This window comes from Serratia proteamaculans (assembly GCF_008830365.1).
Taxonomy (GTDB): Bacteria; Pseudomonadota; Gammaproteobacteria; order Enterobacterales; family Enterobacteriaceae; genus Serratia; species Serratia proteamaculans.
Genome location: NZ_WBKI01000007.1, coordinates 73,074 through 93,113, shown reverse-complemented (window position 1 = coordinate 93,113; position 20,040 = coordinate 73,074). Strand labels below are relative to the sequence as shown.

Annotated in this window: 16 protein-coding genes; 12 read left to right on the top strand and 4 right to left on the bottom strand. The window is 57.2% G+C overall.

Annotated features, from left to right (window positions below; translation table 11 throughout):
- Positions 1-100 precede the first annotated feature (100 nt).
- From F8R23_RS20445 to lplT, 3 genes are all read left to right on the top strand, one after another.
- Entirely contained in the window at positions 101-2,359 is a 2,259-nt protein-coding gene (locus tag F8R23_RS20445; protein WP_151415940.1) for a molybdopterin guanine dinucleotide-containing S/N-oxide reductase, read from the top strand.
- Positions 2,360-2,601: 242 nt separating this feature from the next.
- Complete coding sequence (gene aas, locus F8R23_RS20440; RefSeq protein WP_129937854.1) at positions 2,602-4,755, top strand: bifunctional acyl-ACP--phospholipid O-acyltransferase/long-chain-fatty-acid--ACP ligase; 2,154 nt, start codon at positions 2,602-2,604, stop codon at positions 4,753-4,755.
- On the top strand, positions 4,755-5,951 hold the full coding sequence (gene lplT / locus F8R23_RS20435; RefSeq protein ID WP_112347245.1) for a lysophospholipid transporter LplT: 1,197 nt from the start codon (positions 4,755-4,757) through the stop codon (positions 5,949-5,951). Before aas ends, lplT begins: the two co-directional genes overlap by 1 nt.
- 33 nt (positions 5,952-5,984) lie before the next feature.
- Here the strand turns inward: lplT and F8R23_RS20430 are convergent, their stop codons facing one another.
- The 4 genes from F8R23_RS20430 to mutH all read right to left on the bottom strand — a co-directional run bounded on the left by F8R23_RS20430 (position 5,985) and on the right by mutH (position 9,099).
- Positions 5,985-7,025: an NADP(H)-dependent aldo-keto reductase gene (locus tag F8R23_RS20430; RefSeq protein WP_012146531.1), complete on the bottom strand. Its 1,041-nt coding sequence runs from the start codon at positions 7,023-7,025 to the stop codon at positions 5,985-5,987.
- A gap of 187 nt (positions 7,026-7,212) precedes the next feature.
- Complete coding sequence (locus tag F8R23_RS20425; RefSeq protein WP_151415939.1) at positions 7,213-7,431, bottom strand: YgdI/YgdR family lipoprotein; 219 nt, start codon at positions 7,429-7,431, stop codon at positions 7,213-7,215.
- 169 nt (positions 7,432-7,600) lie between these two features.
- Complete coding sequence (locus F8R23_RS20420; protein WP_012146529.1) at positions 7,601-8,317, bottom strand: TerC family protein; 717 nt, start codon at positions 8,315-8,317, stop codon at positions 7,601-7,603.
- A gap of 95 nt (positions 8,318-8,412) precedes the next feature.
- The gene (mutH, locus tag F8R23_RS20415; protein ID WP_112347242.1) at positions 8,413-9,099 is read right to left on the bottom strand and encodes a DNA mismatch repair endonuclease MutH; all 687 of its coding nucleotides are present in this window, start codon (positions 9,097-9,099) and stop codon (positions 8,413-8,415) included.
- Between the two features lie 696 nt (positions 9,100-9,795).
- On the opposite strand from mutH, the gene rppH reads away from it, so the two are divergent.
- The 9 genes from rppH to recC all read left to right on the top strand — a co-directional run bounded on the left by rppH (position 9,796) and on the right by recC (position 19,932).
- A complete protein-coding gene (gene rppH / locus F8R23_RS20405) occupies positions 9,796-10,323 on the top strand; it encodes an RNA pyrophosphohydrolase (RefSeq protein ID WP_012146527.1) in 528 nt (175 codons plus the stop codon).
- A gap of 12 nt (positions 10,324-10,335) precedes the next feature.
- On the top strand, positions 10,336-12,582 hold the full coding sequence (ptsP, locus tag F8R23_RS20400; RefSeq protein ID WP_112347241.1) for a phosphoenolpyruvate--protein phosphotransferase: 2,247 nt from the start codon (positions 10,336-10,338) through the stop codon (positions 12,580-12,582).
- 193 nt (positions 12,583-12,775) lie between these two features.
- The gene (gene lgt, locus F8R23_RS20395; RefSeq protein WP_151415938.1) at positions 12,776-13,648 is read left to right on the top strand and encodes a prolipoprotein diacylglyceryl transferase; all 873 of its coding nucleotides are present in this window, start codon (positions 12,776-12,778) and stop codon (positions 13,646-13,648) included.
- 7 nt (positions 13,649-13,655) lie between these two features.
- The gene (gene thyA, locus F8R23_RS20390; RefSeq protein ID WP_112347240.1) at positions 13,656-14,450 is read left to right on the top strand and encodes a thymidylate synthase; all 795 of its coding nucleotides are present in this window, start codon (positions 13,656-13,658) and stop codon (positions 14,448-14,450) included.
- Between the two features lie 197 nt (positions 14,451-14,647).
- Positions 14,648-15,154, top strand: coding sequence for a prepilin peptidase-dependent protein (locus tag F8R23_RS20385; RefSeq protein WP_129937115.1), 507 nt, complete (start codon positions 14,648-14,650; stop codon positions 15,152-15,154).
- Complete coding sequence (locus F8R23_RS20380) at positions 15,142-15,720, top strand: prepilin peptidase-dependent protein (RefSeq protein WP_112347239.1); 579 nt, start codon at positions 15,142-15,144, stop codon at positions 15,718-15,720. The genes F8R23_RS20385 and F8R23_RS20380 overlap by 13 nt, the downstream gene beginning before the upstream one ends.
- Positions 15,717-16,163, top strand: a complete 447-nt coding sequence (locus tag F8R23_RS20375) for a YgdB family protein (RefSeq protein WP_129937082.1) — start codon at positions 15,717-15,719, stop codon at positions 16,161-16,163. Before F8R23_RS20380 ends, F8R23_RS20375 begins: the two co-directional genes overlap by 4 nt.
- Positions 16,153-16,527: a prepilin-type N-terminal cleavage/methylation domain-containing protein gene (locus tag F8R23_RS20370; RefSeq protein ID WP_170287998.1), complete on the top strand. Its 375-nt coding sequence runs from the start codon at positions 16,153-16,155 to the stop codon at positions 16,525-16,527. Before F8R23_RS20375 ends, F8R23_RS20370 begins: the two co-directional genes overlap by 11 nt.
- A gap of 33 nt (positions 16,528-16,560) precedes the next feature.
- Entirely contained in the window at positions 16,561-19,932 is a 3,372-nt protein-coding gene (gene recC / locus F8R23_RS20365) for an exodeoxyribonuclease V subunit gamma (RefSeq protein WP_151415937.1), read from the top strand.
- Positions 19,933-20,040: the final 108 nt, after the last annotated feature.

Here is a 20,040-nt window from a genome sequence, read left to right as displayed (position 1 = left end):
GCGCTTAGACCTGTAGCACCCAGTAATAGAGTCATTTGTGCTTTGGCGGCGCAGGTCGGCTAATGTTACTTTTGGGTATCTACTTTTGTTTGAGAACCGCATGTCGATTAAACGTTATCCGCAGCTCGCTCACTGGGGGGCGTATACCGCCGTGGTTGAAGACGGCAGGCTTATCCGTTGTGAGCCGTTCGCCGACGATCCGGACCCTTCCCCGATGCTCGCCTCCATCGCGCCGATGGCCTATTCCGACAAGCGTATCCGCAAACCTGCCGTGCGTCGCTCCTGGCTGCAAAAGCGTGAAGGCAGCGATCGTACGCTACGGGGGCGTGAAGATTTTGTCGAAGTGGACTGGGATTTGGCACTCGATCTGGTAGCGGAAGAAAACCGTCGCGTGCGCGATCGCTACGGCCCCTCGGGCCTGTTTACCGGTTCCTATGGCTGGTCATCCGCCGGGCGTTTACATCATGCGCGCTCGCTGGTACGGCGTTTTTATTTCGGCGGCGGTGGCGGTGTTGACCAGTTGGGCAACTACAGTTGGGGCGCCGCACAGTTTTTCCTGCCTTATGTGATTGGCACCTTCACCCCATTGACCGGGCGCGTCACCAGTTGGCCGAGCGTGGTCGAACACTGCGAACTGTTTGTGGCTTTCGGTGGCCTGGCATTGAAAAATGCCCAGGTTTCCTCCGGCGGTGCGGCGGAGCATTCACTCAAGCCGTGGCTGCAAAAGCTGGTGCAGAAAGGCACCCCAGTCATCAACATCAGTCCAATGCGTGATGACTGCCCGGCATTCGTCAATGCCGAATGGATCCCGATCCGCCCGAATACCGATGTGGCGCTGATGTTGGCGTTGGCATATGAAATTCAGCGGCGGGGTGCGCAGGACGAGGCATTCCTTTATAGCCACTGTGCCGGTTACGACCAACTGGCGAGTTATCTGCGCGGCACCGAGGACGGCGTAGCGAAAACGCCGGAGTGGGCCAGTGCGATCACCGGCATCCCCGCGGCACGCATCGGCTTGCTGGCACAGCAACTGATCGGCGTGCGCAGCTTTATCACCTGTTCCTATTCCGTTCAGCGCGCTCACCGTGGCGAACAACCCTACTGGATGATGATTGCCCTGTCGGCGATGCTCGGTCAGGTTGGGCTGCCGGGCGGCGGCTTCTCGTTTGGGCACGGTTCAATGAACGGCGTCGGCAACCCGCGCGTGGATACACCGGGGCCAATGATGCCGGTGGGGGTCAATCCTTGCGGGCTGGCGATCCCGGTGGCGCGCATCTGTGACATGTTGCTGCAACCGGGCGAACCTTACCAGTTCCGCGGCGAGACGCTGCATTATCCGGATATCCATCTGGTGCACTGGGCCGGTGGCAATCCGTTCCATCACCACCAACAGTTAAACCGACTGGTGGAGGGTTGGCAGAAGCCGGATACGGTGATTGTGCAGGATATCTGGTGGACACCGGCCGCCAAAATGGCAGATATCGTGCTGCCGGTCACAACCTCGCTGGAACGTAACGATATCGGCGGTTCATCGCGCGATCGCTATGTGTTGGCGATGCATCAGGCGATTGCGCCACAGCATCAGGCGCGAAATGACTTTGATATTTTTGCCGATCTGGCGGAGCGACTCGGTTACCGCGAACAATTCACCGAGAACCGCGACGAACGCGCCTGGATCGAATCTATCTATCAGCAGTGCGGACAGGCGCAGGCAGGCACCGGCGTGACATGGCCGGAGTTTGAGGACTTCTGGCGCAAAGGCTATGTCGAACTGCCGGCACCGGCGAAAGAGTTCGTGTTCTTTGATGACTTCCGCGCCGATCCACAGGCCAATCCGCTGCAAACCCCGAGCGGTAAGATTGAGTTGTTCAGCGAGAAAATCGCCGGCTACGGTTATGCTGATTTTGCACCGCATCCGCAGTGGCAGCCGCCGGCCGAATGGCTGGGTGCGCCGCAGGCCAAAGATTGGCCGCTGCACCTGATTTCCATCCAGCCGAGCGACCGTCTGCACAGCCAGATGGATCCGGCACCGCTGGCGCAGGGCAATAAAACCGCCGGTCGCGAGACGCTGTATATGCATCCGCAAGATGCGGCAGAACGCAGTATTGTCGATGGCACTGAGGTGCTGGTCAGCAATGCGCGTGGCCGTTGTCTGGCAGGCGTTTCTCTTACCGACGGTGTCACCCGAGGTGTGGTACTGATGGCCACCGGTGCCTGGTTTGATCCGGGCTTCGGCGCCGAGCGCCTGGAGGTGGAGCAGTCTGGCAACCCGAACGTATTGACGCTGGATATCGGCACCTCGCCGTTAACCCAGGGCCCGAACGCCATGAGCTGCCTGGTCGAAGTGAGCGTTCGATAGATAATTACACCCCTGGTTACACTTTGCACCTTAATGTTGCGATTGCCCGCTGGCTGGCTTTTGCCGGAGCGGGGTAAATTGAACGTCCCAGAGGTATTGATTGGTGAGTTTCGGCAACTTGTTTGTTGAACCCATATTAATTTGCACCAACCTACGCGGATGCGTAGGTTTTTTTTTGCCTGCCATATAGTATTCTTTTCCCTACAACCATTTACGCTCATCTTGGCCAAGGGGAGAAGGGCATGATCTTTTCTATACTGCGGGTGCTGTTCCGCCTGCTGTACCGGGTACGTGTCGAGGGCGACGTCCGACATTTCGATCAGCAAAAGCTGCTGATTACCCCCAATCATATCTCCTTCCTCGACGGCGTTTTGCTGGCGGTGTTTTTGCCGATCAAGCCGGTGTTTGCCGTGTATGCCAGTATTGGCGAACGCTGGTTTATGCGCTGGCTGCGGCCCTATATCGACTTTGTCTCGCTCGATCCGACCAAACCCATGGCTATCAAACAGCTGGTGCGCACGGTAGAGCAAGGGCGGCCGGTGGTGGTGTTTCCTGAAGGGCGTATCACCGTTACCGGTTCGCTGATGAAGGTTTATGACGGTGCCGCGTTTATCGCCGCCAAATCCGGAGCGACCCTGGTACCGATACGGCTGGATGGCGCCGAGTTCAGTCCCTTTGGGCGCATGGCCGGGGTGTTCAGGATCCGCTGGTTCCCGCAGATCAGCATCCGTATTTTACCGCCGACCTCGCTGCCGATGCCGGTAGCGCCGCGCGCCCGCGATCGCCGTGCATTGGCCGGGGATCGGCTGCACCAGATCATGATGCAGGCGCGGATGGATACCCGTGAGCCGCAGACCCTGTTTCAGGCCCTGCTGGCGGCGCAGCACCGTTATGGCCGCAGCAAGCCGTGTATCGAGGATATTAACTTCAAGGAGGACAGTTACCGGACGCTGACCAAGAAAGCGCTGGGCGTCAGCCGTATCCTGCAACGTTTTACCGCCGAGGGCGAACATGTCGGTATGTTATTGCCGAACGCGACCATCACCGTAGCGGCTATTTTTGGCGCCTCCCTGCGCAACCGCATTCCGGCGATGCTCAACTACACCGCCGGTTCCAAGGGCCTGAAAAGCGCCATGATCGCCGCCAGCCTCAAAACCATCGTCACTTCGCGCCAGTTCCTGGAAAAGGGCAAGTTGACGCATTTGCCACAGCAGGTGCCGGAGGCCAATTGGGTGTACCTGGAGGATCTGAAAGATACGATTACTCTGGCGGACAAGCTGTGGATCCTGCGTCACCTGTTCCAACCGGCGCGCGCCATGCTGCCGCAGCAACCGGACGATGCGGCGCTGATCCTGTTCACCTCCGGCTCGGAGGGCAATCCGAAGGGCGTCGTGCATTCTCACGCCAGCCTGCTGGCCAACGTTGAACAGATCCGCACCATCGCCGATTTCACCCCGCGTGACCGCTTTATGTCATCGTTACCGCTGTTCCATTCGTTTGGCCTGACGGTCGGGCTGTTGACCCCGCTGATGACCGGCAGCCGCATTTTCCTTTATCCCAGCCCGCTGCATTACCGTGTGGTACCTGAGCTGGTTTATGACCGCAACTGCACCGTGCTGTTCGGCACCGCGACTTTCCTCAATAACTATGCCCGCTTTGCCCACCCGTATGATTTTGCTCGTTTGCGCTACGTGGTGGCCGGGGCGGAAAAGTTGGCGGACAGCACCAAACAGATTTATCAGGACAAATATGGCATTCGCATCCTGGAAGGCTATGGCGTGACCGAATGCGCGCCGGTGGTGTCGATCAACGTGCCGCTGGCGGCCAAGGTGGGGACCGTCGGCCGTATCATGCCGAATATGGAGGCGCGGTTGATGAAGGTGCCGGGTATCGATAACGGCGGGCGCTTGCAGTTGAAGGGGCCTAATATCATGAAAGGCTATCTGCGTGTGGAACGCCCGGGCGAGCTGGAGCCCCCGGCGGCAGAGGATGATCACGGCAATCTGCAGCCGGGTTGGTACGATACCGGCGATATTGTCACATTGGACGAGCAGGGGTACTGCGTGATCCGCGGTCGGGTGAAGCGCTTTGCCAAACTGGCGGGTGAAATGGTCTCGCTGGAAAGCGTGGAGCTGCTGGCGCAGCGCGTAGCACCGGAGGGGCAGCACGCCGCCACGGTGAAAAGCGACAGCAGCAAAGGTGAGGCGTTGGTGTTGTTTACCACCGACGCCGGCATCACCCGCGAAGCCTTGTTGAAGGTGGCGCGGGAATTGGGCAACCCTGAGCTGTCCGTGCCGCGTGATATCCGTATTTTGAAAACCTTACCGGTGCTCGGCAGCGGGAAACCGGACTTTGTGACTCTGCGTAACATGGCTGAAGAGCCGGAGACTGTCTGATGAACCCGACGTTGAATACTGATTCACCCTTGCTATCACGCAGCATGATTGCGGTGATTTGCGCCCAGTTTCTGTCCGCATTCGGCGACAATGCGCTGCTGTTCGCCACGCTGGCGTTGATCAAGCAACAGCTCTATCCCGACTGGAGCCAGCCGATTTTGCAGATGGCGTTTGTCGCCACCTACATCATCCTCGCGCCTTTTGTTGGTCAGGTTGCTGACAGCTTCGCCAAGGGGCGGGTGATGATGGTGGCCAACGGTCTGAAACTGGCCGGTGCGCTGGTGATTTGCTTCGGCTTCAATCCTTTTCTCGGCTATACCCTGGTGGGCGTTGGCGCGGCGGCCTATTCACCCGCCAAGTACGGTATTTTGGGCGAGATCACCAGCGGCGAAAAACTGGTCAAGGCCAATGGCCTGATGGAGGCCTCCACCATTGCCGCGATCCTGATCGGATCGGTGGCCGGCGGCATACTGGCCGACTGGCATATCGTGGCGGCGCTGGCGGTGTGTGCGGTGGTCTATGCGGCGGCGGTGATTGCCAACCTGTACATTCCGCGCTTGCCGGCGGCACATCCTGCCGTTTCCTGGACGCCGCGAGCCATGACGCGGGCCTTCTTCAACGCCTGTGTGGTGTTGTGGCGCGACGGCCAGACACGCTTCTCATTGATTGGCACCAGCCTGTTCTGGGGCGCAGGGGTCACGCTGCGCTTCCTGTTGGTGCTGTGGGTGCCGGTGGCGCTCGGTATCGCCGATAACGCCACGCCGACGCTGCTCAATGCCATGGTGGCGGTCGGGATTGTGATCGGTGCCGGTGCGGCCGCGCGCTTCGTCACGCTGGAAACGGTGAAGCGCTGTATGCCGGCCGGGATCCTGATCGGCGTAGCGGTGGCAATATTCGCGCTGCAAACCACCCTGTTTAACGCTTATGCTCTGCTGCTGATTATCGGTGTATTGGGCGGCTTCTTTGTGGTGCCGCTGAACGCGCTATTGCAGGAGCGGGGCAAAAACTCGGTGGGGGCGGGGAACGCGATCGCGGTGCAGAACCTGGGGGAGAACACCGCCATGTTGCTGATGCTCGGGTTGTATTCTCTGGCGGTCAAAATCAGCGTGCCGGTGGTCGGCGTGGGGATTGGTTTTGGCGTGGTGTTCGCACTGGCGATTAGCGCACTGTGGCTGTCGCAGCGGCGGGCAAAATAATGGATGGGGCGCTGATTAGGCGCCCCATCTTGTTTATGGGGCAGGAATGGTAAAGCGGGTGTGGATCTCTTCCAGCCCCTGTAACACATCTTCATTCAACACCACGTCGAAACTGTCGATGTTGGTTTTCAGTTGTTCCAGCGTGGTCGCGCCCAGCAGGGTACTGGCAACGAACGGTTGCTGGCGCACAAAGGCCAGCGCCATCTGCGAAGGATCCAACCCGTGCTTTTTGGCTAACGCGACATACTCGGCAATCGCCAACTGCGTTTGTGGCGCAGAGTAGCGGTTAAAGCGCGTGAATAACGTGTTGCGCGCCCCGGCCGGTTTGGCGCCGTTCAGATACTTGCCGCTCAGGGTACCGAACGCCAGGCTGGAATAGGCCAGCAGTTCGACGCCTTCGTGCTGGCTGATCTCTGCCAGGGCAATCTCAAAACTGCGGTTCAACAGGCTGTAGGGATTCTGAATTGAGACGATGCGCGGCAACTCGTGCTTTTCAGCCAGTTGCAGGTAACGCATTACGCCCCATGGCGTTTCGTTAGACACCCCGATATAGCGGATTTTACCGGCACGCACCTGTTCGGTCAGCGCCTCCAACGTTTCCAGCAGGGTTACGGTGGCTTTATCATCGGTGTATTGATAATTGAGCTTGCCGAAGTAGTTGGTCGGACGCTGTGGCCAGTGCAGTTGGTAGAGATCGAGATAATCGGTGTTGAGTCGTTTCAGGCTGGCGTCCAGCGCGACACGGATATTTTTGCGATCCAGCGCCTGCTGTGGGCGGATGCTGCTGTCGGTGCCACGGACCGGCCCGGCAATCTTGCTGGCCAGCACTATCTTCTCACGGTTGCCGCGTGCCTTGATCCAACTGCCAATGTATTGTTCGGTCAGCCCCTGGGTTTCAGGACGGGGCGGGACCGGGTACATCTCTGCGGTATCGATCAGGTTGACGCCAGCGGCTAATGCATAGTCGAGTTGCGCATGGGCATCGGCTTCACTGTTCTGTTCGCCAAAGGTCATGGTGCCCAGTCCCAGCACGCTCACTTCTAAAGAACTGTGGGGAATACGGTGGTATTGCATTAACGGCCTTCCTTTCATGTTAGCGCTAACGGGCGGTACCGCCCGGTGAAACAGGAGCCAAATGGCAGGCTGTGGCAAACAACCTGCAAGGCGGTGATATCGCCTTTGCCGACTATAACCAAGCCGGGAAGATGGGGGAAGTGGATTCAGTGCGGGGAAGGCTATCACGCAGGATAGCCGACGGGGATTAGCGTTCGATAACCTGTGAAACCTGATCGCCGTTGATTTGACGGCTGTTGCCTTTTTCATCTTTGTAGCTGATCAGGCCGGTATCCTGGTCAATCTCCGGTTTACCCTGGGTCAGGATCATATTGCCGTCTTTGGTCGCCATCACGTAATCGCTGGAACATCCCGCCAACCCGGCGGTGATCACCAACGCAGACATTGCCATTACCCACTTATTCATCCTGCGGATCCTCTGTTATGTATGCAAAAAAGAAGCTTCTTCTTAGATTAGCAAACTCTGGCGGCGCCGTGTTTCGGATAAGTCTTTATCTTTATAGAGAAAGTGACGCTGAGCAGGGCGGAAGGCGAAAATAATAACGGGAGCGGCTGGCGCGCACTCCCGTGGGGAATTACTCAGAGACGGTTTTTTTCTTGCTGCGCATCAGATTAAGCGCTTCGACCGACATTGAGAAGAACATCGCGAAGTAGATGTAGCCTTTTGGCACATGCACCTGGAAGCTTTCCAGCATCAGGGTGAAGCCCACCAGGATCAGGAACGCCAGCGCCAGCATCTTCACGGAAGGATGGCGGTTAACGAACTCGCCAATAGGGCGGGCGGCAAACATCATGACGCCAACGGCAATCACCACTGCGGCCATCATGATAAACAGATGGTCGGACAGGCCTACTGCGGTAATCACCGAGTCCAGGCTGAAAATGATGTCCAGCAACATAATCTGCACGATGGCACCGAAGAAGCCATGCACCTTGGTGTGGTGCTCTTCATCGGAGCCTTCGATGGTTTCATGGATCTCTTTACTGGCTTTCCAAATCAGGAACAGTCCACCCAGCAGCAGGATCAGATCGCGTGCCGAGATACTGTGGTCCATGACGCTAAACAGCGGATGGGTCAGACGGATCACCCAGGCGATAGAGGCCAACAGCCCCAGACGCATTAACATTGCGCCGGCCAGCCCGATGCGGCGAGCCTTGTTCTGCTGTGCTTTCGGCAGCTTGGACACCACCAGCGACAGGAAAATAATGTTATCAATACCCAAAATGATCTCAAGAATGGTCAGCGTACCTAACGCTAACCAGGCATTGGGATCCATAATCCACTCGAACATTGGCAAACCACACCTTAATAAAAAGCAAAGGCTGAATTATACGCGTTTATTGATACAGCGACACTATTAGCTAAACGCGACCTAAACAAAAAGGATCAGATGAAGAAATGTCTTGCCAATAATGCGCCGGTGAAGCTTTTTTTCAGGTAGAACCCGCGCGGCAATGTGAGGATCGGCTGGCCCTGTTCGCCGATAGCTTCGGTCAGGGCCTTACTGTTGGCTGCCTTGGGACGCAGTTGCAGCACTTCACCGTGACGGGCAGTGATCCGCTCTACATGACCCAGCACGATCAAATCCATCAGTTCTTCCCAGTCGCGGCGCAACATTTCTTCCTCTTCGGCACTCGGGCTCCACAACAGCGGTGAACCGATACGTCGCTGTGCCAGCGGGATTTGCCGCTCGCCTTCCACCGGGATCCACAACACCCGCGCCAGCTTATGGCGCACATGGCTGCTGGCCCAGGTTACGCCGCTGTTGCCGGTTAAGGGCGCCACGCAGACGAAGGTGGTTTCCAGCGGTCTGCCGGCGGCGTCTATCGGGATGGTTTTCAGCTCGATGCCCAACTCGGGGAAATCCTGCTCCGGCTTGCTGCCCGCCATGGCGCCAAGATACTGCTCCAGCAGCATGCCAACCCAGCCTTTATCTCGCTTCAGGTCTTTGGGGATAGCCAACTGTGCACGTTCGGCCAGTTCACCCAGGTGGCAGCCGGCAAGCTGCTGCGCCCGTTCAAACAGCTGTTGTTCGTTTTCTGGAGGAGGGGGCAAAGGAGATAAAAACGCCATAATACCAGCCTGTTAGATTTGGTTGAAAAATGTACTGTATTTGTCCACAGAGAACCTTGGCGGGAAAGGACTGGGGAAAAGAATAATAGTAGCATGATTTTTCATGACTTTTTTTCTCGCAGCCGGCAGAGGAAAAATTCCGGGCGACGCTTGTGCACCTGAAGCCACCGACAATAAACAGGATCTTACACCTATTTATCCACAGATTTATGGGATAACCCAAATTTTTACCGATCACTGGTTCGATTTACAGCCTTGACGCAGGCACTTTTTTGCGAAATTGTCCGTTTTGTGCGTAACTCATACGGATAATCTGTGGATAAAAACGACGTTGGTGGATCTTTCACCAGGGTAAGATCCTAAACGGACATAGATCACATTTTTGCTCTGTATAGGGCTGTTGATAATTATATATATTTATGTTTTTAAAGGATTAATGTTATTTTTATTTTTATGGTGTTTTTAGGCTCACCAGAGTTTTACCGGCTTATCCCTTGAGTTCTTCACACACCTATCCACAGAAAAAGTGAATAAAACCGCGTGTAAATCGCCTCGCATGTTTATAACTTTGCCATTATCTGTGAGTTATCCCAATGTTATCCGGTCTGCAGCGCCGCAAAGCAGTGGTTTACCGCCTGTAGCTTGTGTGAAACAATCAGGGTATCTATGCGAATTTAAGCTTATCGAGGTAGTCCGGTGATCGATGATGATGGCTACCGCCCGAATGTTGGTATCGTAATCTGTAATCGTCAGGGGCAAGTCCTGTGGGCTCGCCGTTACGGTCAACACTCCTGGCAGTTTCCCCAAGGTGGGATTAACCCTGGTGAAACCGCAGAACAGGCCATGTACCGTGAGCTGTTCGAAGAAGTGGGGCTGAGTAAAAAGGATGTACGCATCCTGGCCTCAACCCGCAACTGGTTGCGCTATAAATTGCCAAAACGTTTGGTGCGTTGGGACACAAAGCCGGTTTGTATCGGCCAAAAGCAGAAATGGTTTCTGTTGCAGTTAATGTGCAATGACGCTGATATCAATATGCAACGCAGCAGCACGCCGGAGTTTGACGGTTGGCGCTGGGTGAGTTTTTGGTATCCGGTGCGCCAGGTGGTGTCGTTCAAACGTGACGTGTACCGCCGGGTGATGAAAGAATTCGCCGTCACCGTGATGCCGATGCAGGAGCAGGCAGCACAGCGGCAGACCCCCGCTTATCGCCGGAAGAGAGGTTAAGTTAAGCCGACTATGCTCACGCGCTTGCGAGAAATTGTTGAGAAGGTGGCCGCGGCGGCCAGCCTGACAGATGCGCTGGATCTTTTGGTCAATGAAACCTGTCTGGCAATGGATACAGAAGTTTGTTCCATCTATCTGGCGGACAACGACCGCCGCTGCTATTACCTGATGGCGACACGCGGGTTAAAAAAACCGCGTGGGCGCGCTATCGCATTGGCCTTTGATGAAGGCATTGTCGGTTTGGTCGGACGCCGTGCGGAGCCGATTAACCTGGCCGACGCGCAGAGCCATCCCAGCTTCAAATACATTCCCCAGGTGAAAGAGGATCGTTTCCGATCCTTCCTCGGCGTGCCGATCATTCATCGCCGCCAACTGCTGGGCGTGCTGGTGGTGCAGCAGCGTGAGCTGCGTCAGTTTGACGAAAGCGAAGAATCCTTCATGGTGACCCTGGCCACGCAAATGGCCGGGATCCTCTCGCAATCACAGCTTAACGCCATTTTCGGTCAGTATCGTCAAACGCGCATTCGCGCACTGGCGGCCTCCCCAGGCGTTGCGGTGGCCGAAGGCTGGCAGGACAGCAGCCAGCCGTCACTCGATCAAGTCTACGAGGCTTCGACGCTCGATACTGCCAGCGAGCGCGAACGCCTGACCCAGGCGCTGGAAGAAGCCGGCGCGGAATTCCGCCGTTTCAGCAAGCGCTTTGCCGCCAGTTCGCAAAAAGAGAGCGCGGCGATCTTCGATCTCTACTCTCACCTGTTAAACGACGCGCGCCTCAAGCGCGAACTGTTTGCCGAAATTGATGCCGGTTCCGTGGCGGAATGGGCGGTTAAACAGGTGATCGAGGTCTTTGCGGCTCAGTTTGCCAGCCTGCAAGACACCTATATGCGTGAGCGCGCCAGCGATCTGCGTGCGCTTGGTCAGCGTCTGTTGTTCCACCTCGATGACACCACCCAGGGCGCTACCCAGTGGCCGGCGCGTTTTGTGCTGGTGGCCGATGAACTCACTGCGACCCTGTTGGCAGAAATGCCACAGGACAGACTGGTCGGCGTGGTGGTGCGCGACGGTGCCGCCAACTCCCATGCGGCCATTCTGGTGCGGGCGATGGGTGTGCCGACGGTGATGGGGGCGGATATCCAGCCAGCGCTGCTCAGCCAGCGGCTGCTGATTGTCGACGGTTATCGCGGCGAACTGCTGGTCGATCCCGAACCGGTGCTGGTGCAAGAATACCAACGGCTGATCAGCGAAGAGCTTGAATTAAGCAAGCTGGCCGAAGACGACGTTGAGCAACCGGCCCAACTCAAAAGCGGCGAGCGCGTCCAGGTAATGCTTAACGCCGGCCTCAGCCCGGAACATGAAAAACTGCTGGGCGGGCGGGTTGACGGTGTGGGTCTGTACCGCACCGAGATCCCTTTTATGCTGCAGAGCGGCTTCCCTTCCGAAGAGGAACAGGTCGCCCAGTATCAGGGCATGCTGCAACTGTACCCGAATAAGCCCGTGACGCTGCGCACGCTGGATATTGGCGCCGATAAGCAACTGCCTTATATGCCGATCAGCGAAGAAAACCCCTGTCTGGGTTGGCGTGGCATCCGTATTACCCTGGATCAACCGGAGATCTTCCTGATCCAGGTGCGTGCCATGCTGCGTGCCAATGCCGGTACCGGCAACCTGGGCATACTGCTGCCGATGATCACCAGCCTGGAAGAGATCGACGAGGCCCGCCGCTTGATCGACCGCGCAGGGCGAGAAGTGGAAGAGATGCTGGGGTATGAAATCCCGAAACCCAAATTAGGCATCATGCTGGAAGTGCCCTCGATGATCTTCATGATCCCGCATCTGGCCGGGCGCGTTGAGTTTATCTCGGTAGGCACCAACGACCTGACCCAGTACTTGCTGGCGGTGGATCGCAACAATACCCGGGTGGCGTCGCTGTACGACAGCCTGCACCCTTCCATGTTGCAGGTGCTTAAGCTGATCGCCGTGCAGGCCAGGGCAGTTGGGTTGCAGGTAAGCCTGTGTGGGGAACTGGCCGGTGACCCGATGGGCGCGCTGCTGCTGGTGGGAATGGGTTACCGTAATCTGAGCATGAACGGACGTAGCGTGGCGCGCATTAAATATCTGCTGCGGCATATTGAGCTATCCGACGCCGAAGTACTGGTGCAGCGGGTGCTGAATGCTCAAATGACCACCGAAGTGCGTCATCAAGTAGCGGCATTTATGGAACGGCGCGGCATGGGTGGTTTGATCCGCGGCGGTAAGTAAGGCCGTGGGCTGACTGATTTTTTTACAGAACTTTTCCCTGCAGGCCAGTCCGGAGGCGGTTAAGCTTATGCTATTATCCGCCTCCTCAACTGCGCTGAAAGCAACGGAAAAATAATGCTCCTGCTGTGTTTCACCGCGTTTGGCACCTGCCGCCCCCGGATGGGGAAGAATAATAGACTTGTTGTGGTGATAGATGACCAATAGCTATCTGGCGTTTCCTAAATTTGATCCGGTGATTTTCTCTATCGGCCCGGTCTCTCTGCATTGGTACGGTCTGATGTACCTGGTTGGCTTCGTTTTTGCCATGTGGCTGGCGGTACGCCGGGCCAACAAACCGGGCAGCGGCTGGACCAAGGATGAAGTAGAGAACCTGCTGTATGCCGGTTTCCTCGGTGTGTTCGTCGGTGGCCGCGTGGGCTATGTACTGTTCTACAACCTGCCGCTGTTCATGGATAACCCGCTGTATTTGTTCAAAGTCTGGGATGGCGGCATGTCATTCCACGGTGGTCTGATGGGGGTGATCCTGGTGATGTTCTGGTTCGCTCGCCGCACCAAACGCAGCTTCTTCCAGGTTTCTGATTTTATTGCCCCGCTGATCCCCTTCGGCCTGGGTGCTGGCCGTTTGGGCAACTTTATCAATGGTGAACTCTGGGGCCGTGTGACTACCGATACCCCATGGGCGATGCTGTTCCCAAGCTCACGCCCGGAAGACGTGGCGCTGGCTGCCGCCGATCCGCAATTGCTGCCTATCTTGAACCAATACGGCGTGTTGCCGCGTCACCCGTCCCAGCTGTATGAACTGCTGTTGGAAGGCGTGGTGCTGTTTATCATTCTGAACCTGTTTATCCGCAAACCGCGGCCGATGGGGGCCGTTTCCGGCCTGTTCCTGATTGGCTACGGCGCATTCCGTATTATCGTCGAAGCTTTCCGCCAGCCGGATGCCCAGCTTGGCCTGTTTGACGGCGTTATCAGCATGGGGCAGATCCTGTCCGTCCCTATGGTGGTGGCCGGTATTATTATGATGATTTGGGCGTATCGTCGTCGCCCGCAGCAACAACTGTCGTGAGGAACAAATGAAACAGTATCTGGATTTGATGAATAAAGTGCTCGCCGAGGGCACCCCTAAAGCCGACCGTACCGGCACTGGCACCTTGTCGATATTCGGCCACCAGATGCGTTTCAATTTGCAGGATGGATTCCCTCTGGTCACTACCAAGAAGTGTCATTTGCGCTCGATCATCCATGAACTGCTGTGGTTCCTGAATGGTGACACCAACGTGGCTTATCTGCGGGAAAACAACGTCAGCATCTGGGACGAATGGGCGGATGAAAACGGTAGCCTGGGCCCCGTCTATGGCAAGCAGTGGCGTGCCTGGGGGACGGCGGATGGTCGTCAGATCGACCAGTTGACCACCGTGCTGAACCAACTGAAACAGGATCCGGATTCGCGCCGTATTATCGTTTCCGCCTGGAACGTGGGTGAGCTGGATCAGATGGCGCTGGCACCTTGCCACGCGTTCTTCCAGTTCTATGTGGCGGACGGCAAATTGTCTTGCCAACTGTACCAGCGCTCCTGCGATGTGTTCCTCGGCCTGCCGTTCAACATTGCCAGTTACGCGCTGCTGGTACATATGATGGCGCAGCAATGCGATCTGGAAGTGGGTGATTTCGTCTGGACCGGCGGTGACACTCATCTGTACAGCAACCATATGGAACAAACCCAGCTGCAGCTGACCCGCGAACCGCGTGCATTACCGAAGTTGGTGATCAAGCGCAAGCCGGCATCGTTGTTCGATTACCGTTTCGAAGACTTTGAAATCGAAGGTTACGATCCGCACCCGGCCATCAAGGCACCGGTTGCCATCTGATTTTTCCTCATGATTGATCCCCAAGGGCGCACTGGTTGCGCCCTTGGTTTTTTCTGCCGATTCACCTCCGCTGTTTCTGCGCTCTGCTTCGCATTTAATTGGGTTTCCCCGTCAGTTTCATAGAAAGGTTGCGCAGCGTGCTTCAGGCCAGAAAACGCCTTCTTTATCCTGCTGTGCCTCTGGTTACACTGGCCGGTATGAACGACAAGATGATTTTCAACATTGAGGGCCAGCGCGGCATGACGCTGATTGAGCTGCTGGTGGTGATTACCCTGGCGGGCCTGCTGACCGGTTGGGGCGTTAGCCACTGGCGTCATTATCAACAGGCTTTGCGACTGGAGCATACCGCGCAGCAGCTGCTGGCCTTTCTCACCCGGTTACAGGCGGACGCCAACTGGCGTAATCGCACGGCGCTGCTGGGGTTTAAAACCGGCGATCCTTGGTGCATCGGCAGCGGTCAAGCGCCGGTGGATTGTGCAGCGCTCGGCGATGATGTGTTCCGTCCTGACTATCGGGACGTGCAACTGGCGGGGTTTACCCAAAAAGATATCGGGTTTTATGGCCTGCGTAACAATGCCCAGGCCGGGCATATTTTGCTCAGGAATGGTGCCGGCAGCCTGCGCCTGGTGCTGTCAGCCAAGGGGCGGCTACGGTTATGCAGCCAAGACGTGAGCCTGAGGGGGATTGCGGCATGTCAGCCCTAGAACGCGGTTTTACGCTGCCGGAGGTGATGCTGGCACTGACCTTTGGCAGCCTGATTGCGTTGGCTGCGGCAAAAACTTATCCGGTGTTGCGTCAGCACAGTGTTGATGTCGGTCGGCATTATCGGCTGGAATCGGTGCTGCGGCAGTTAGCCTTTGGCATTGAGAAAGATCTGCGCCGCGCCGGTTTCTGTGCAGGCCAGTGCCAGGGGCAGCCCTTGTTGATCAGTCGTGCGGCCGGGGAGGCGGCGGGCAGCTGTGTGATAGTTGCCTATGACATCACCCGCAGCGGACGCTGGGAAACTCTCGGTGCCGACGCCGGTTACTTCGGATACCGGTTACGGCAGGGCATGCTGGAGGGGCAGCGAGGCGTAAGTCACTGCCGTGGCACCGGCTGGGAGCGTCTGCTCGATAACGACGAAATGCGCATTGAAACCTTCAGCATCAAGGTGAATGCGGGCGACAGCGGTAAAAACTGGGTGACGCTGGCCCTGAGTGGCCATTCAAAAGCGGATAAGGGGATACGACACAGCCTGCAGTGGGCGGTTAATATGGCCTCGCTGCCATGAAGGCTGGCGGGCAGCGGGGAGGCAGCACCCTGGCGGCAGTGATGATGTTGCTGGTGATGGGGTTGATGCTGTTGAATGCCCAGCACCGCCAACTGGACAGTGCTCTGCTGCTGGCCGCCGACGAGAAGCGTTATCTACAGGCCTATAATCAGGCCGCTTCGGCGCTCAGTTGGGGCGTGGTGCAGTCCTGGCCGCGCGGGCGGTTAGCCACTAACGGCTGGTGGTGCCAGCAAACCGGTGAGCTACGTGCCTGTGCAAAATTATCCTCTCAGGCGGGCATTGTGCTGGTACGTGGTGATGCGCAGGTCGGTCGTGGGGAACCGTTGCGGTTATACCAACGAACCAAGCCAGAAGGCTCGGGGGGCGACATCGGGCTGAGGGTGGAAACCGGCGGTTGGCTGGATTTTTGCCCTGAAAAAAAGCAGGTGGACTGTGCGGAGTAAGCTGCGCAACGCGTCCGGTGCAGCGTTATGGCGCCAACGGGGTTTCAGCCTGCCGGAGGTACTGATTGCCGCGTTACTGTTCGCGGTGTCGCTGCTGGGATTGTTACAGTATCATCAGGTGCTGTTGCAGTCGTTCCAGCGTCAGTGGCAGTATCGACAGGCCTGGTCGTTGGCGCATCAGCAATTGGAAGTTTTCGCCGCTAGCGGGCGCGTGGACGTCGGGCTGCCGCTACCGGGCCCCGGTTGGCAACGTGAGGCAGGGCTAAGCACCCCGCAAGCCAGCTGCCAACGGCTGACGGTAAGAATACAAACGCCCCAGCGACAGTGGGCGGAACTCAGTCGTTGGTACTGCATGCGCCAGTGATCCGGCAGATATTTTGTTTTAAGGGAGCTCCCAATGTTTAGGGTTTATCATTCCAATCAGTTGGATTTGCTGAAAACGTTAACCAGCGCGTTGATAGCCAGAGAGCCATTGGCCGATCCTTTTCAACCGGAAGTGGTGCTGGTACAGAGCCCTGGCATGGCGCAGTGGTTACAGATGCAACTGGCAGAACAATTTGGCATTGCCGCCAACATTGCTTTCCCATTGCCGGCCACCTTCATCTGGGACATGTTCACCCGGGTGTTACCGGGGATCCCGAAAGAGAGCGCCTTCAGCAAAGACGCCATGACCTGGAAGTTGATGTGGCTGTTGCCCGATCTGCTCACCCAACCTGAATTTGCCCCGCTTCAGCATTACCTCACCGACGACGGCGACAAGCGTAAAATCCACCAGCTTGCCGGTCGGGTGGCTGACCTGTTTGACCAATATCTGGTGTATCGCCCGCAATGGCTGGAAAGCTGGCAGCAGGGTGAGCCTGTTGATGGGCTGGCGGAGGCACAGCAATGGCAAGCGCCGTTATGGGCGCGGTTGGTCGAATACACTCAGGAATTGGGGCAGCCTGAATGGCACCGTGCCAACCTGTATCGCCGTTTTATCAGCGCGTTAGAGAAAGCGGAAACCCCGCCGGCGGGGCTGCCACCTCGGGTCTTTATCTGCGGTATCTCGGCGTTGCCCCCGGTGTATCTGGAAGCGTTGCAGGCGCTGGGCAAGCATATTGATATTCATCTGATGTTCACCAATCCGTGCCGCTATTATTGGGGGGACATTCAGAGCCAGTCATTCCTGGCGAAATTGCAGAGCCGTAAACGGCAGCATTATCGCGACAAAACGGAATATTCGTTATTCCGGGATCCTGATAATGCCGCCGGGTTGTTTAACGACGCCGGCGAGCAAGACCTGCCAAACCCGCTGCTGGCTTCATGGGGCAAGCTGGGGCGCGACCACCACTTTTTACTCTCGCAGATCGAATCCTCAGAGGAAGTTTTTGCCTTTGTTGATATCCCTGCGGACAATCTGCTGCATGCTATTCAGCACGATATGCTGGAGCTGAAGAACAGTGCGGTTATCGGTACCACACCGGAAACGCTGGAGAGCAGCGTCACTAAACGTCGGCTTGATCCGGCCGATCGCTCCATTAGCCTGCACGCCTGCCACAGCCCGCAGCGTGAGGTGGAAGTACTGCACGATCAGCTGTTGAGCATGCTGGCGGACGATCCTGAGCTGACGCCACGCGACATCATCGTGATGGTGGCGGATATCGACAGCTATACGCCTTATATTCAGGCGGTATTCGGTAACGCTTCCCCCGAACGTTACCTGCCGTTTGCCATCTCTGACCGCAAGGCCAGCCAGGCTCACCCGGCGCTACAGGCGTTTATCTCATTACTGGATCTGCCGCAGAGCCGCTTTACCTCAGAGCAGGTGCTGGCCTTGCTGGAGGTTCCGGCGCTGGCAGCGCGGTTCTCCATTCGGGAGGAAGGGCTGCGCCTGTTGCGCCACTGGGTCGGCGAGTCCGGCGTGCGTTGGGGGCTGGATGACGACAACGTACGTGAACTGGATCTGCCCGCTACCGGCCAGCACACCTGGCAATTCGGTATTACACGCATGCTGCTGGGTTACGCCATGGACAGCAATGCCGGCGACTGGCAGGGCGTTTTGCCCTATGACGAGTCGAGCGGGCTGGTAGCCGAACTGGCCGGGCAACTGGCGGAACTGCTGGCGGCGCTGAGCCGCTGGCGGCAACGGTTGGGGCAGGCGCGTTGTTTGCCGGAGTGGCAGCCACTGTGCCGCCAACTGCTGGAAACCTTTTTTGAACAGGACGGCGAAACGGAAGTGGTGTTGGCGCTGATAGAACAGCAGTGGAACAAGCTGTTCGAATTTGGGCTGGCGGCACGCTATCCCGATGAGGTGCCTCTGTCTATCCTGCGTGATGAACTGGCGGCACGTCTCGATCAGGAACGCATCAGCCAACGTTTCCTGGCCGGACAAATCAACTTCTGCACGCTGATGCCCATGCGTTCCATCCCGTTCAAAGTGGTCTGCCTGCTGGGCATGAACGACGGGGTTTATCCGCGCACCTTGCCACCGCTAGGCTTTGATTTGATGGCGCAACAGGTGAAGCGCGGCGACCGCAGCCGTCGTGATGATGACCGCTACCTGTTCCTGGAGGCGATCCTGTCGGCGCAACAACGGCTGTATATCAGCTTTATTGGCCGCTCCATTCAGGATAACAGCGAGCGTTTTCCTTCGGTGCTGGTGACCGAGCTGCTGGAGTACCTTGAGCAAAGTTATTGTCTGCCGGGCGATGAAAACCTGGACGCCGATAGCAGCGCACAGCAGGTGGGTAAACATTTGCTTAACTGGCATTCACGCATGCCGTTTGCCGCCGAGAATTTCCTGCCCAATAGCGAAGCGCAGAGCTATGCCGCCGAATGGTTACCTGCCGCCGATCGGCGCGGCGCGGCGCATCCCGCGTTTAATCAGCCCCTGTTGCCGGATGAAAAAACGCAGATCTCGCTGGACGATTTACTGCGGTTCTACCGCCACCCGATCCGCGCCTTCTTCCAACTGCGATTGGGGGTCAGTTTCATTCTGGAAGAAACCGAGCTGCCGGACGAAGAGCCCTTCACTCTGGATAATCTCAGTCGCTATCAGTTTAATAGCCAACTGCTGAACACTTTGATTGACGGTGGGGACGCCGCCCGCTTGTTTCAGCGGGTGCGTGCCGCCGGCGGGTTGCCTTTTGGCCCCTTCGGCGAAATATACTGGCAGAAGCAGCAGGAAGAGATGACCGAGCTGGCCGAACAGGTACGCGCCGAACGTAGCGAAGGGCACAGCCTGGAACTGGATATCGACATTGCCGGTGTGCGCATCAGCGGCTGGCTACATCAGGTCCAGGACGATGGGCTGCTGCGCTGGCGGCCGTCAACCTTATCGGCAGTCGACGGTATATTGCTGTGGCTGGAACATCTGGTGTACTGCTGCGTCGGTGGCAGCGGAGAAAGCCGCATTTACGGACGTAAAGGGGCCGCCTGGCGTTTTGCCGCGTTAAGTGCGCAAGAGGCCCATGAGCAATTGGCTGAACTGGTGGCCGGCTACCAGCGCGGTCTGTGTCAGCCGTTGCTGCTGCTGAACAAAAGTGGCTGGGCGTGGCTGAGCCAGTGCTATCAGGCGGAGACGCAGCAGATTGACTGGGATGAAGAGGTGCAAATCAAGGCCCGGGCCAAGCTGTTGCAAACCTGGCAGGGCGATCAGCGTATTCCAGGTGAAGGCGAGGATCCCTATGTGCAACGGGTATTCCGCCAGTTGGACAATATTTATTTAGCGCAAATTCTGGCCGAAACAGAGCGTTATCTGTTGCCGGTGGCACGGCATAACCTTGGGTAACAATCCCCCGGTGGTACTGATTGCCCTGAGGTGGTAAAAATAATCAGGGTTATATTCAACTATCGGGGTTAGCTCCGGTCTTACATAACGTACAGGCATATAGCTTTT

Bases quoted from the DNA above. Each gene is read 5' to 3' on its own strand.
- F8R23_RS20385 (WP_129937115.1), top strand. From the start codon at position 14,648: ATGAACGACAAGATGATTTTCAACATTGAGGGCCAGCGCGGCATGACG.
- F8R23_RS20380 (WP_112347239.1), top strand. From the start codon at position 15,142: ATGTCAGCCCTAGAACGCGGTTTTACGCTGCCGGAGGTGATGCTGGCA.
- F8R23_RS20445 (WP_151415940.1), top strand. From the start codon at position 101: ATGTCGATTAAACGTTATCCGCAGCTCGCTCACTGGGGGGCGTATACC.
- recC (WP_151415937.1), top strand. From the start codon at position 16,561: ATGTTTAGGGTTTATCATTCCAATCAGTTGGATTTGCTGAAAACGTTA.
- F8R23_RS20425 (WP_151415939.1), bottom strand. From the start codon at position 7,431: ATGAATAAGTGGGTAATGGCAATGTCTGCGTTGGTGATCACCGCCGGG.
- lplT (WP_112347245.1), top strand. From the start codon at position 4,755: ATGAACCCGACGTTGAATACTGATTCACCCTTGCTATCACGCAGCATG.
- lgt (WP_151415938.1), top strand. From the start codon at position 12,776: ATGACCAATAGCTATCTGGCGTTTCCTAAATTTGATCCGGTGATTTTC.
- ptsP (WP_112347241.1), top strand. From the start codon at position 10,336: ATGCTCACGCGCTTGCGAGAAATTGTTGAGAAGGTGGCCGCGGCGGCC.
- F8R23_RS20420 (WP_012146529.1), bottom strand. From the start codon at position 8,317: ATGTTCGAGTGGATTATGGATCCCAATGCCTGGTTAGCGTTAGGTACG.
- thyA (WP_112347240.1), top strand. From the start codon at position 13,656: ATGAAACAGTATCTGGATTTGATGAATAAAGTGCTCGCCGAGGGCACC.
- aas (WP_129937854.1), top strand. From the start codon at position 2,602: ATGATCTTTTCTATACTGCGGGTGCTGTTCCGCCTGCTGTACCGGGTA.
- F8R23_RS20375 (WP_129937082.1), top strand. From the start codon at position 15,717: ATGAAGGCTGGCGGGCAGCGGGGAGGCAGCACCCTGGCGGCAGTGATG.
- mutH (WP_112347242.1), bottom strand. From the start codon at position 9,099: ATGGCGTTTTTATCTCCTTTGCCCCCTCCTCCAGAAAACGAACAACAG.
- F8R23_RS20430 (WP_012146531.1), bottom strand. From the start codon at position 7,025: ATGCAATACCACCGTATTCCCCACAGTTCTTTAGAAGTGAGCGTGCTG.